Source organism: Niallia sp. MER 6, from assembly GCF_023714395.1.
Lineage (GTDB): Bacteria > Bacillota > Bacilli > Bacillales > Cytobacillaceae > Niallia.
The window spans coordinates 527,219-539,588 of the sequence record NZ_JAMAUK010000001.1; the positions used below are offsets into that span (position 1 = coordinate 527,219).

The 12,370-nt window shown below is 39.4% G+C and carries 12 protein-coding genes; 1 reads left to right on the forward strand and 11 read right to left on the reverse strand.

Annotated features, from left to right (window positions below):
* The first annotated feature begins 186 nt into the window (after positions 1-186).
* A complete protein-coding gene (locus tag M3600_RS02465; protein WP_282581422.1) occupies positions 187-1,296 on the forward strand; it encodes a GntR family transcriptional regulator in 1,110 nt (369 codons plus the stop codon).
* A gap of 38 nt (positions 1,297-1,334) precedes the next feature.
* Here M3600_RS02465 and M3600_RS02470 read toward each other — a convergent pair whose 3' ends face one another.
* The 11 genes from M3600_RS02470 to M3600_RS02520 form a co-directional block, all read right to left on the reverse strand.
* Positions 1,335-2,612, reverse strand: a complete 1,278-nt coding sequence (locus tag M3600_RS02470) for a glycoside hydrolase family 27 protein (RefSeq protein ID WP_251644688.1) — start codon at positions 2,610-2,612, stop codon at positions 1,335-1,337.
* 100 nt (positions 2,613-2,712) lie between these two features.
* On the reverse strand, positions 2,713-3,594 hold the full coding sequence (locus M3600_RS02475; RefSeq protein ID WP_233317175.1) for a helix-turn-helix transcriptional regulator: 882 nt from the start codon (positions 3,592-3,594) through the stop codon (positions 2,713-2,715).
* A 214-nt stretch (positions 3,595-3,808) separates the two neighbouring features.
* On the reverse strand, positions 3,809-4,141 hold the full coding sequence (isdG, locus tag M3600_RS02480) for a heme oxygenase (RefSeq protein WP_233317176.1): 333 nt from the start codon (positions 4,139-4,141) through the stop codon (positions 3,809-3,811).
* A 12-nt stretch (positions 4,142-4,153) separates the two neighbouring features.
* Entirely contained in the window at positions 4,154-4,927 is a 774-nt protein-coding gene (locus tag M3600_RS02485; protein WP_237941009.1) for an ABC transporter ATP-binding protein, read from the reverse strand.
* Positions 4,927-5,925 carry a FecCD family ABC transporter permease gene (locus M3600_RS02490; RefSeq protein WP_396953774.1) on the reverse strand — a complete coding sequence of 333 codons (999 nt, stop codon included), beginning with the start codon at positions 5,923-5,925 and terminating at the stop codon, positions 4,927-4,929. Before M3600_RS02490 ends, M3600_RS02485 begins: the two co-directional genes overlap by 1 nt.
* A gap of 2 nt (positions 5,926-5,927) precedes the next feature.
* Positions 5,928-6,875: an ABC transporter substrate-binding protein gene (locus tag M3600_RS02495; protein WP_237941008.1), complete on the reverse strand. Its 948-nt coding sequence runs from the start codon at positions 6,873-6,875 to the stop codon at positions 5,928-5,930.
* Between the two features lie 8 nt (positions 6,876-6,883).
* The gene (gene srtB, locus M3600_RS02500; RefSeq protein WP_233317179.1) at positions 6,884-7,636 is read right to left on the reverse strand and encodes a class B sortase; all 753 of its coding nucleotides are present in this window, start codon (positions 7,634-7,636) and stop codon (positions 6,884-6,886) included.
* 16 nt (positions 7,637-7,652) lie between these two features.
* Positions 7,653-8,423, reverse strand: coding sequence for an ABC transporter ATP-binding protein (locus M3600_RS02505; RefSeq protein ID WP_233317180.1), 771 nt, complete (start codon positions 8,421-8,423; stop codon positions 7,653-7,655).
* Positions 8,413-9,396 carry a FecCD family ABC transporter permease gene (locus tag M3600_RS02510; protein ID WP_237941007.1) on the reverse strand — a complete coding sequence of 328 codons (984 nt, stop codon included), beginning with the start codon at positions 9,394-9,396 and terminating at the stop codon, positions 8,413-8,415. The genes M3600_RS02505 and M3600_RS02510 overlap by 11 nt, the downstream gene beginning before the upstream one ends.
* Before the next feature lie 15 nt (positions 9,397-9,411).
* Positions 9,412-10,293 carry a heme ABC transporter substrate-binding protein IsdE gene (gene isdE, locus M3600_RS02515; protein WP_233317182.1) on the reverse strand — a complete coding sequence of 294 codons (882 nt, stop codon included), beginning with the start codon at positions 10,291-10,293 and terminating at the stop codon, positions 9,412-9,414.
* A 68-nt stretch (positions 10,294-10,361) separates the two neighbouring features.
* Positions 10,362-12,370 (reverse strand): NEAT domain-containing protein (locus M3600_RS02520; protein WP_251644689.1); only part of this gene is annotated, 2,009 nt, incomplete at its 5' end.

The window sequence follows — 12,370 nt, forward strand, 5'->3', positions numbered from 1 at the left end:
ACAACTTGCATACATTCACTTGTACGAAAACACCCTCTTTCCTATAAGCTGAAAGGTGTTTGCTCCAAGTGCATTAGGTAAAAAATTTAATGATAGTTTTTTTCGGTGTTTTTTGGTACGATATCTCTATATCTAATTTTGTACGTATAAGTTACAGATATGGAAACGCGAGAAAGTGGTGATAGTGTGGCACAACAAACAAAATACAACATGGTAAAAGAACAAATTACCGAATGGATTACAACAGGCAAAGTAAAACCAGGAGAAAAAATTCATTCTGAAAATGAACTTGTCAAAATGTTTGGCGTAAGCCGCCATACCATTCGCCAAGCAATTGGAGATTTGGTTCATGAAGGATGGCTGTACAGAGAACAAGGTGCCGGAACGTTCTGCTCCGACAGAAATACAAGTACAAATTCTGCTGGTCAAGCAGTGAAACGCACAAAGAATATCGGGGTAATTACCACTTATATTTCTGATTACATCTTCCCTTCTATTATCAAAGGCATTGAATCTTATCTATCGACAAAAGGCTACTCCTTAACCTTTGCATGTACGGATAATGATATTGAAAAAGAAAAGCAAAGCTTGCAGACTATGCTTGGTAGCAATATTGACGGCCTGATTGTTGAACCGACAAAAAGCAGTAATTTCAACCCTAATATCAGCTATTATTTGGAATTAGAGCAAAATAAGATTCCGTATTTAATGATTAATCAGTTCTACTCCCAGCTTGCCCCGCCTTATATAATCGTCAATGATGAAAAGGGTGGGTATATCGCTACAGAGCATTTAATTAAGCTTGGACATAAACGAATCATCGGCCTTTTTAAAACAGATGATTTGCAAGGTGTCAACCGGATGAAAGGTTTCATTCAAGCATACAAAGATCATTCCGTTCCTTTCTTTCAGGATATGATCATTAACTTTACAACAGAAGACCAAGACAAATCCTTGGAAACTTTGCAGGAAATTTTAAAAAGAGAAGACAGGCCGACTGCGATTGTTTGCTATAATGACCAGCTTGCGATTAAAGCAATCAGCATTTTGCGCACAATGGGCTTATCTATTCCTAATGACATTTCCATTCTAGGCTTTGACGATTCTTTTTTAACAGAAGCTTCAGAAGTCAAACTAACCTCTATTACCCATCCAAAAATGAAAATGGGCGAAGAGGCGGCCAAGTGGATTGTCGCTGCTGTTGAAAAGAAAAGCAAACCTGCCCCATCGATTGTCTATGAACCAGAAATAATCATCAGAGATTCAACTGCGGCAGTTCCTGTCGTAAAACAATAAGCAAAAAGGCTGAACGATTATGTTCAGCCTTTTTGCTATTATGTTATTTTATATAGTCTACTGCTGTGGGGTGCAAGAGTTACTTGGATTTTTTCTTTATTGGAAGTGGCTTCATTGCTCCAAACATCCTTCACTATGGAAGAACTGTTCCCCCAAAATTCCTCTAAAGAAACCTCTATTTCACAATGTGCTTCACCAATATTGAATAGAGCAACATAAACAGCATCTTCAGGACCATTGGCAGTCCAGACAACTTTATTGTCTTCTCTAAACAAAAGTCTGCTGTGAGAACCTTTTTGGTTTAGTTCCAGCATATCTTTATTTGTAAGCAATGACAGTGTCCAGCTGTCATTATCCCGAAGCTCTCCGCCAAACATAAGCGGTGAACGGAAAATCGACCATAAAGTCATCATCGTAACCTGTTCATCTTTTGTAAATCTTGTCCAGCGGTCTGCTCCCCCTCCATCAACGGAGCGAATGCCAATATGCCCTAATGGCAGCATATCGCAGTCCGGCCAATAGCCTGGTCCCGAAAGACCGCTCCACTTCTCGCATCTATCAAACATATCGTACAAAAGCTCCCATTGGTCCCAATAATCATCTGTCATTCTCCACATATTCGCATTATCACGCAATGTGTCTGCAAACTCTAATGGAGCAGGTCCTGGCGAAAGGCTTAAAACCATGTCTCTGCCGCAATGATCAATCGCCTTTCTGATCAGCTCGATTTCATCCACATGTGTGTTGTAAAGCTTTGATGCAGCAATATCATCGACCTTTACATAATCGACTCCCCATTCAGCATACAGCTTAAACAGCGAATCATAATATGCTTGTGCCCCTTCCTTGCTCGCATCTATTCCGTACATATCAGTATTCCATGGACAGATAGAATTAGGATGAGCAATATCGCGGGCTGTATGAACAGAGTTTAAAATAGGCGTATTCTGATGAACAGCTTGCCTTGGTATCCCTCTCATAATATGAATGCCGAATTTTAAGCCAAGGCTATGTACATAATCCGAAAGCTCCTTAAAACCTTTTCCGTCGGCAGCGGAAGGAAACCGATTGACTGCAGGAATTAAGCGGGAAAACTCATCCATTTCCAGTTCAACAAATGGACGATACATAGAGGAGTTCGCACCAGGCTCATACCACTGGATATCTACAACAATATATTGCCATCCAGACTCCTTTAAATGCGTTGCCATATATTCAGCGTTTCCTCTAACTTCCTCTTCTGTTACAGAAGCGCCGTAACAATCCCAGCTGTTCCATCCTAGTGGAGGAGTCTGGGCAAAACGATGATGATTCATTACTATTCACATCCTTCGCGATTTATAAGTTAATCTTAAAGGAAACGCATACAGCACATCTACGATAACTTTTTGCTTATATATGTAATATATTGCTATGTTAATCTAATTTTAATTGATGTAAATAAGCATGTTCTGTCGCCAAACGAAATTCACCTGGCGAAATGCCAATCCACTGATGAAATACTTTAATGAAATAACTGCCCGTCGAGTAGCCAAGCTCCTGAGCAATTGCCTCCATTGTCATATCCGTCTCTCTTAGAAGCCTGATTGCCTCTTCCATCCTAATCTTTGTTAAGTACTCAATAGGTGTGTATCCTGTTGTTTTTTTATATAGTCTTGTAAAGTAATACTTGGAAAGATTAACTTTATCCGCTATTTCCTCCAAGCTTTGCAAGCACTGGTAAGATGCCTCCATATAAGATGCAGCTTCTGCTACTGGCAGGGGCCATGACTGTTTTGCCTTTTTCGCAGATACTTGATGTCTGAACAGTTCCATAACAAACTCATAGACAATCGCAGAGGCCCTAAAACCATCTGTTATGTGGTTTTTCGCAGCACTGGCAAAAATCCTTTTTAAGAAACGAATCGGCGAGCTGTCCTCTGACATAGAAAAAACAGAGCCAATATTAGACACGACCCTTTGCCATTCTGCTTCAATATTGGTAGGACGGAACATAATAAATAGAATCTCCCAATTTGAATTATTTTCCAGAAAAAAATAACGATGGTCGCTTGGTATCTCGACCATAAAGCCGGTTCCCTTTTCTAATTTATGGAGAGTTCCTTCTATTTCAATGTAACCACAGCCTTCGAGTGTATATTGGAACAAAAAAAGCGGACCATCTTTACGTGTTAATCCATTCCAATGATAAGCTTCCTTTGTAATACTTTGGTTTCCTACAGCAAACAGCTGATAAAATGATTGATTCAATGTGTCTAAAAACCGAAAACCATATACTTCCTGTTTATTATTTGACATGGTTGCTCCTCCAAAAAAATGTAAGCGCTTAAATTTATGTGCAGGATAATTTCCTTTATTAGACTTATTGTCTATTATCATACAACATTACCTAATTTTCCACCACTTTTTTAAAGCGTTTTCAATCCTTAGAGAAATGATTGCTTTTACTGCCAATGACAGATAGCTTAAAGACAAAAGAAAAAGGAGCCTTCACAGCTCCTCTTTTTCCTCATTAGTTGCCAGCAACCTCTTTAATAATCGGCTTCCGTTGCACTCTCACTTCATATTTTGTAGTTTTGTTTTCAATAATGAATTCAGGAACACCGCCTCTATGTGCGTGTGATTCTTTAAATTCCTCACTTCCTACCCAGCCTAAGAAGCCTTCTTTGTTTTCCCATCTAGTGACGATAGTAATTTCCTCATAATCTGTTGTCCCAGCAGTCAACAGTACTTCTAATCCGATAAATCCTGCTTTTTCTTCAATTTTTCCAGTTCTGTTAAATCTCTCGATAAACCCTTCTGCAAATCCTTCTTTAACCTTTACCGTGTTTGTTACAATATACATATTTTCTTCCTCCTAAATTTCGTAGTTTGGGATAATAATAGGATAATTATTTTCAAATTTTATTCTTGCATCAATTTCATACACGTCTTTTAGCAATTGAGCTGTTAAAATACTTTGCGGTTTTCCAGTTTGATAGACTGCGCCATCCTTCATAACAATCAAGTTATCACTGTAAGCCCCTGCGTATTGCAGCTCATGCAATACCATAATGATAGTAATCTGATACGTTTTATTTATTCTTGTTAAAAGTTTCATCAGCTCCAGCTGATGGGTAATATCTAAATAAGTAGTTGGTTCGTCAAGCAATAAAACCGGTGTTTTCTGGGCAAGCGCCATGGCAATCCTCGCTCGTTGCATTTCCCCGCCAGATAAATGTCCTACCATACGATCGGCCATTTTTTCTAACCCAGTTTCTTTTATTGCCCACGCAATAATCTCTTTATCTTCTGCTGAAGCAGTTCCGGCAAGCTTTTGAAATGGAACTCTCCCATAGGCAACTAATTCTTTCACCGTAATATTTGGCATTATTTCTTTTGCCTGCAGAAGCATGGCAATTTTCTTTGCATACTCTTTTCTTTTATATTTATGAATGAGCTGATTGTCCAATGTCACATTGCCGCTGTCTGTTTTTAAGAGCCGTGCAAAAAGTTTTAATAGTGTCGATTTCCCTGAACCATTGGGACCAACAATTGCTGTCATTTTTCCCTGTGGAAATTCAAGGTTAATATCATGGAGACGAAATTTCCCTTGCGCAAACCTCAAATCCTCTGATTTTAACACTGTCATTACAATATCCTCCTTCGACGCAGCAAAATGATGAAGAAAGGACCACCTAGTGCTGCAAGCAAGATACCGACAGGCAATTCAATTGGATCAAACAAGCTTCGTGCTGCCGTATCCGCAATGACAACTAAGGCTGCTCCGCCAATAATGGAAAAAGGCAGCAAAAACCGATAATCTTCTCCGATAAGAAGGCGTATGATGTGGGGAACCACCAATCCAACAAACCCAATCAAACCGGCAACACTGACGGCAATCCCTGCTAAAAAAGAGGCGAGCAGAATAATCAGCATGCGAATTAACTCTACATTTTGTCCTAATAATTTCGCTGCATCATCTCCTAAAATCAATATATTAACAGGTTTAATGGCGAGCAAGCTGACAAGCAGCATAATGATTGTATACGGCAAGATGATATCAACATGATACCAGCTTCGCCCGTTTAACCCTCCCGACAGCCAACCAATTACAGATTGGACTCTGTCGCTGTACAAGACCATTACTCCATTCATAATTGCCCCAAGCACTGCATTCATTGCCACACCTGCCAGTATAATCTTTACCGGTGATGCGCCTTTATCCCAAGCAAACATATAAATCAAAACGGTTGTTAAAAAGGCCCCGATAAATGCAATAAACGGCAATAAATAGCTGTACTGTGGAAATATAACCATTGTGATGATAGCGAACAAGCCACCGCCAGACGAAACTCCGATAATACCTGGATCTGCCAGCGGGTTTCTCATTACCCCTTGCAGCAATGCTCCTGATGCAGCTAGACATGCTCCAACACATAAGCCGACAATAACTCTCGGAAGACGGAGATTGTATACAATTTTTTCATACACACCTTCTCCACCTGATGCGAGCACACTCCATAACTCCTTAAAGGACACAGAAACTGCGCCAAATGATAAGCCTGCATATATGGCAATAAGCAGCAATAATAGGAGACTCACAAGGACTGCTATTCGTTTTTTCTTTCTTTCTACATATTCCAACATGCTCACTCCAAATGATTTAACAATTCAACCAAGTATTGCACAGCGTCAACTGCTCTTGTACCTGGATTTGTGCCAAATAAATCGGCAGGCAAGATTTCTACTCTGTCATTTTTAACAGCATCTAATGTATTCCAAGCAGCATTTTGTTTCATTTCTTTTAGAAAGCCTTGTTTAATTTCCTCTGCATCACCATGTGTAATTAAGAGAACGGCATCCGGGTTTGCTTCCACAACTCTTTCTGTATTTATTTGTGCATATTGCGGGAATTTTTCTAAGGCAGGATAATCACTTGCTACATTTATCCCTCCTGCCGCTGCTAAGAAATCACCGCTTAATGAATTTGGCAATGCTGCCATATACGTGCCTGGTGCACCATAAACAAGAAGCACACGTTTTTCCGAATTTTTTAAAGCGGAACTAGCAGCCTTTAAGTCTGCATCCAATTCCTTTATCAACTGATCAGCTTTATCTGTACTTTGCAGCATTTCTCCATAAAGAGTAATCTGCTTTTTAATATCTTGAATAGAGTTTGCTTCTGTCAAAACTGCTTTCGTACCTAGCCCTTCAATTGTCGGCACATCCTCCTGATTAAAGCCAACATTTGCTAACACAACATCCGGCTGAAGCAGTGCGATTTTTTCATAGTTAACTTCATGTGTTGTTCCAATTTGCTCAGCGTCCTTTGCGATTTCAAGCTTGCTTTCGTCTGAAAGTGTTGGTTTCCCAACTACTTCTACTCCAAATGCATGCATTAAATCAACATCTCCACTGCCCAAAGCCGCTACCTTTTCCGGTGCTTCCGTAAATGTTACAGTACGGTCTGCAAAATCAGTAACAGCTATAGAATCAGCACTCGACTCTGCTGTTTCTCCGCCTGTTTTTCCACATGCTGCAAGCAGGAAACCTATACTCAATATAGACATATACTTTCCTATTTTTTTGTTAAGCAAGATTTGTATCAACTCCTTTTCACCAGCTTGGCATGAACAACCAGCCTTCCTTCCAGTGAATCAATCGCATAATCACATGTTGATAATGTAACAATTCGATCTTCCGGACTAAACTCCATTTCTGTATCATACAAAGATTTCTCCTGCAATAAATCAACAAAATCAAGATATTCACTGTCTGCAGAAAAATCTGTTTCAATATAATAGAAATCCGTTGTAGTTTGATAAACAGAAAAGACTTCCAGTTCATAGCCTTCATATAAAGAATCTAAGTGAATTTTTTTATGTTTTTCAAAAAAGGACTCATTTAAATATTTCTTTAAACCGCTGAACATCGTACCATCCTTCATTCTATGTCCGTAAATTATGGTATTTTTATTGTTTTCAAGCTTTTTATCATTTCGGTAATCCAAAAAAATACTGCCAGCACGTGTTTCTTCTTTTTTATAATTTCGGGTCAGATAAAATTCATTATCAGAGGAATGTAGGATAGGATAATTTATTTTTGTATCATCAACTGTTATCCAGCCGACCATATCTTCATTAATTTCCAGCAATGGATCAAATGAGGAGCGGATGGATGTTGGCTGTAAGCTTTCGTCCGACGTTTGATTAGGTTTATAGATTTCCTGCACCGTTTCCAGCACTTTTCTGTTGGTGTAGTAATCATATAAAGGAGGAACTAGTTTATAGACTGAGTAAACAAAGACTAGAACGGCCATGATGGTAATTATTCGTTGGATTATCAGCTTTGCACTCATTGTTTCCCTTCCTTTCTCAAATGCTCAACGGAACGATATATAAACCTGTTTCGTCATCCTCATTAACGACTATATGAACATCATAAATTTCTTTTATTTTTTCCTGTGTAATCACTTGTTCCGGACGCCCATAAGCTTTTATTGCCCCATCCTTCATAACGATGACCAAATCGGAGTATCGGAGCGCCTGGTTCATATCATGGAGAACCATAACGATTGTAATGCCGTGAACAGTATTTAATTCTTTAATTAATGACAGTAATTCTAGTTGATGATAGATATCCAAATAGGTTGTTGGTTCATCTAAAAATAATATCTCTGTTTTTTGTGCAAGTGCCAGCGCTATCCAGACACGCTGTCTTTGCCCTCCGGATAATGCACTCACAGGTGTATCCTTGAAGTCTTGCAGTTTGGTGCATGCAAGTGCCCACTCTATTGCATCTGTATCTTCCTCATTGTCCTGTTTCCAAATCTTTTTATAAGGTATTCTCCCAAACTGTATTAGCTCTTGGACTGTCATATCCTCTGAGATGTGGTTTGTTTGGTTAACCATCGCAATTTTTCGGGCAAAATCCTTCGCTTTATAGGAATGTATATCCTTACCATCCAAGGTGATGGCACCAGCAGTTTGTTTTTGACCTCTTGCTAAAAGTGATAACAAGGTTGATTTTCCGCAGCCATTTGGACCAATGATTGTCGTTATTTTATGCTTTTCTATCCTTCCTTCTAATTCCTCCATAAAGGCTCTTCCTTGGTCATAGGAGAAAGACAGGCCTTTAAACTCCATTTAATTTATCCCCTTTCCTCAGCAAAAAGATCAAAAATGGACCGCCTATTACTGCCATGATTGTCGAGGCAGGAATTTCTAGGGGAGCAATCAAAAGTCTTCCAAACGTATCGGCAGTTAATATCAGAAAAGCTCCTGCCAATGCCGAAAAAGGAATAAGAATATGATGATTTGTCCCGACTAGCTGTCTTGATATATGGGGAATAATCAATCCGGCAAAGATAATAATACCTGCGATAGATGTTGCCACAGATGCGAGAAATACAGCAATCACAGAAATAATAATCCGGACAAGCTGAATATTAACTCCTAATTGGACAACCTTCTTATCTTGTAATTTCAGCAGGTTACACCATGGGCTTACTAGTAACGCGAGCAGGATACCTATTAATCCAAGGGGGACAATTAACTCAACATCTTCCCAAGTTTTCATTGTTAAATTTGATGCGTTCGATGCTCCAACAGTGATATTAAAATAGGCGCAAATATTAATGAGAGCTTCTCTCAACCCTGTGAACATAGCACTCACTGCGATACCTGTCAGAATAACCCTTAAAGGCTTCAATCCAGATTTCCAGGAAAGCATATAAATAATAAAGCAAGATACCGCTCCTCCTAAAAAGGCAAATAGGGTGCTGCTGATGAACAGCGTTGGCAAAAATAACAATCCAAATAACGTAAAAAAGCTTGCACCGGCTGAAATCCCCATAATTCCTGCATCTGCCAGTGGATTCCTCATGACAGATTGAAAAAGAACACCGGAAACTGCCAAAATCGCTCCTGTAAGGAGGGCGACGATAATTCTCGGAAACCGGAGATCGACAATGACATTAACTTCTTCGTTGTTACCGTGCAGAACTCCATTTACCAATGTCATTAAACTAACGGAGATGCTCCCCTTTGCAGCAGAGTAAACAGTTATTCCAATCAGCGCCATAATTACGATAATAAAACTGATAATTTTCTTATTCATGTATCTCTTCCTTTGCTACTCATACATCATTTCCAATAGCTGGTCTAATGCCTGCGTGATGTTTAAATTAGCAGTTGTAGCGAATAACGGCTCTTCCAAGTCGTACACTCTTCCATTTTTCACTGCATTAAAATGTTTCCAAATATCATTTTCCGCAAATTCCTTGTCAAATTCTTTGGCAACTTGATCTGGCACCCCATGTGATAAGCGTAAAATTATATCTGGGTTGGTTTGCTGTAGAAACTCCGTATTTGCAGATATGTATTCTGCGGCCTGATCTTCAACGGCATTCTTCCCGCCCATTACTTCCACTAAATTGCCGACATAAGAATTTTCTGTGGCCACAAGATAACTGGCACCAGGCACACCAAGCAATATCAACACAACTGGCTGCTCCTTATCCTTTGTCTGCTCCTCCATTTCTGCAACCTTTGATTGAATCGAGTCAACAAGCTTCTTTGCATTATCGGTTTTTTCATATTTTTCGCCAAGCTCTGTGATAGACTGAATCATATTATCGACACTTTCCAAATTCACAAAAGAGGCCGGAATATTCATGCTCTCAAACTTTTCGCTCAAGTCATATTCCAAAGTTGTTACAGACAGAACTTCTGAAGGGTTAAGAGATTTAATGATTTCCATATCAGGACTCATCGGATTGCCAACCTCCGTTACATCCTTGTACCTTTCAGGCAGAGTATATTGTGTTGTCGGCACTCCTGCTAAATCTACTTCCAGCTTATCCATGATTTCAGCAACTGCTAATGTAGTGGCAACAACTGTTTCTTCCGGTTGTTTTTCTGCCGGCTTATTGCTGGACACATCACTACTGTTATTAGAGCAGCTTGCAAGCAGAAGACATATGCATACAAATAAACATGTCTTAACGTATTTCATATTTCTCCTCCCTGAGTTAAAGCAAATACAGTTTCCGCGAGATTGATTGCTCAATCTCGCAGAATATCTTAAAATGAGCGTTTGCGATATTTTCTTACCAACACGGCAAGGGAAATAAGCAGTAATGATAGATATAATGCTATTTGTGCTGTATCTCCAGTTTTTGCATTGATAACTTTATTGGTAGTTTCTGCTGTTTTTGTTTCATCAGCTGTTGTGTCACCATCTCGGTTAAATTCAAGATTTTCACCATTGTCTGTAGTACCATCTTCTGCATTAGTGTCTTCGTGATTAATCTGGTCAAAATCATTGTCAATTCCTTCGACCGGAAGATCTGACACATCAAATAAGAAGCGGATTTCATACCAGTGATCATAATTCAACTCAGGAATTACAACATGAATATTACCAACAGTCGGATTAGCTAAATCTGCAACAGGGAATTCTACTACTGTGGAATTGCCAGATTTGCTGATTACCGTTACAGCTTTAGATCCTACAAGGAATTCAGTGATAAATTCTGTGTTAACTGTCAGTCTAGCAACTACTTTGCCGTCCTTCACAATTAGTTTTCCTGGCTTAACGAAATAAGAATCTGCCATTGATTTTTCATTATTACTTGCATGTAATACAGAATAATCAACCGTATATTCTCCATCCTTTAAGACAGTATTTTCGCCTTTATCACCTTTGCCATCTTCTTTATCTTCATCTACATTGCCTGGATTTTCTTCAGGCTTTTCTTCATTTCCATTGCCATTTCCTTCTTCGTTCCCGCCTGTACCGTTTCCATTATCTCCGGATTTTGTTGGCAGTTTGCTAGTATCATAGTCAAAGCGAACGGTATACCAATGATCGTAGCCAATTGCCGGAACTTCAACATGAATTTCTGCACTAGTTAGTCCAGTCAAATCAGCAACAGCAAATTGCACAACTGTTTTCCCAGCACTTTGGCTAATAATTTCAGCTTCTTTACCGTTAATCTTAAACTCTGTAATATAGTCATTGAATTCTACTTGAACAGTTGCATTACCATTTTTTAATGTCACTTTACCAGGCTTTGTGAAATATTGATCTGCCATTGATTTTTCATTTTGCAATGCATGTAAAATGCTGTAATCTAATTGATACTCACCATCTACAAATTGACTGTTTGCTCCTTCACTTTCACCTGGTGTTGTGCCTGGGTTTTCTCCTTCACCTTCACCTGGTGTTGTGCCTGGGTTTTCTCCTTCACCTTCACCTGGTGTTGTGCCTGGATTTTCTCCTTCGCCCTCACCTGGTGTTGTGCCTGGATTTTCTCCTTCGCCTTCACCTGGCGTTGTGCCTGGATTTTCTCCTTCGCCTTCACCTGGTATTGTGCCTGGATTTTCTCCTTCATCATCAACAGAAATGGAGCTTTCATCAAATACCATTCTGACTACATGACTCATTCCATAAGACATGGCTAATTGGATATTGGTTTCTCCGCTTAAATCCTGAACTTCAAAACGAAGCACTTTTGTATTGGCTGCAGCGTCTTGTGAAATGACGTCAGCATCCACATACTCTCCATTCACTTCTGCTTTAAAGCCTGTTACGAAATTGCTGGAAGACAGATTTAGTTGAATATATGTTTTTCCATTTTCAACAATTAGCTTCGCTGGTTTTGATAAGTAATTGCCCATGCTGGAAGCTTCATCTGCATTTTCCTTCCAAACTTTGTAATCGATTGTGTATATGCCATCTGCAAGCGGCTCTTCTTCTCCTTCACCTGGCGAAGGTTCTGGATTTTCTTCTGGCTCACTTACAACAACAGTGCCTTCATCAAACACCATTCTGACTACATGACTCATTCCATAAGACATGGCTAATTGGATGTTTGTTTCTCCACTTAAATCCTGAACTTCAAAACGAAGCACTTTTGTATTGGCTGCAGCGTCTTCTGAAATGACGTCAGCATCCACATATTCTCCATTCACTTCTGCTTTAAAGCCTGTTACGAAATTGCTGGAAGACAGATTTAGTTGAATATATGTTTTTCCATTTTCAACAATTAGCTTCGCTGGTTTTGATAAGTAATTGCCCATGCTGGAAG

Excerpts from the sequence above, each read along its gene's own strand:
- M3600_RS02470 (WP_251644688.1), bottom strand. The coding sequence starts at position 2,612 with ATGAATCATCATCGTTTTGCCCAGACTCCTCCACTAGGATGGAACAGC.
- M3600_RS02475 (WP_233317175.1), bottom strand. The coding sequence starts at position 3,594 with ATGTCAAATAATAAACAGGAAGTATATGGTTTTCGGTTTTTAGACACA.
- isdG (WP_233317176.1), bottom strand. The coding sequence starts at position 4,141 with ATGTATATTGTAACAAACACGGTAAAGGTTAAAGAAGGATTTGCAGAA.
- M3600_RS02485 (WP_237941009.1), bottom strand. The coding sequence starts at position 4,927 with ATGACAGTGTTAAAATCAGAGGATTTGAGGTTTGCGCAAGGGAAATTT.
- M3600_RS02490 (WP_396953774.1), bottom strand. The coding sequence starts at position 5,925 with ATGTTGGAATATGTAGAAAGAAAGAAAAAACGAATAGCAGTCCTTGTG.
- srtB (WP_233317179.1), bottom strand. The coding sequence starts at position 7,636 with ATGAGTGCAAAGCTGATAATCCAACGAATAATTACCATCATGGCCGTT.
- M3600_RS02505 (WP_233317180.1), bottom strand. The coding sequence starts at position 8,423 with ATGGAGTTTAAAGGCCTGTCTTTCTCCTATGACCAAGGAAGAGCCTTT.
- M3600_RS02510 (WP_237941007.1), bottom strand. The coding sequence starts at position 9,396 with ATGAATAAGAAAATTATCAGTTTTATTATCGTAATTATGGCGCTGATT.
- isdE (WP_233317182.1), bottom strand. The coding sequence starts at position 10,293 with ATGAAATACGTTAAGACATGTTTATTTGTATGCATATGTCTTCTGCTT.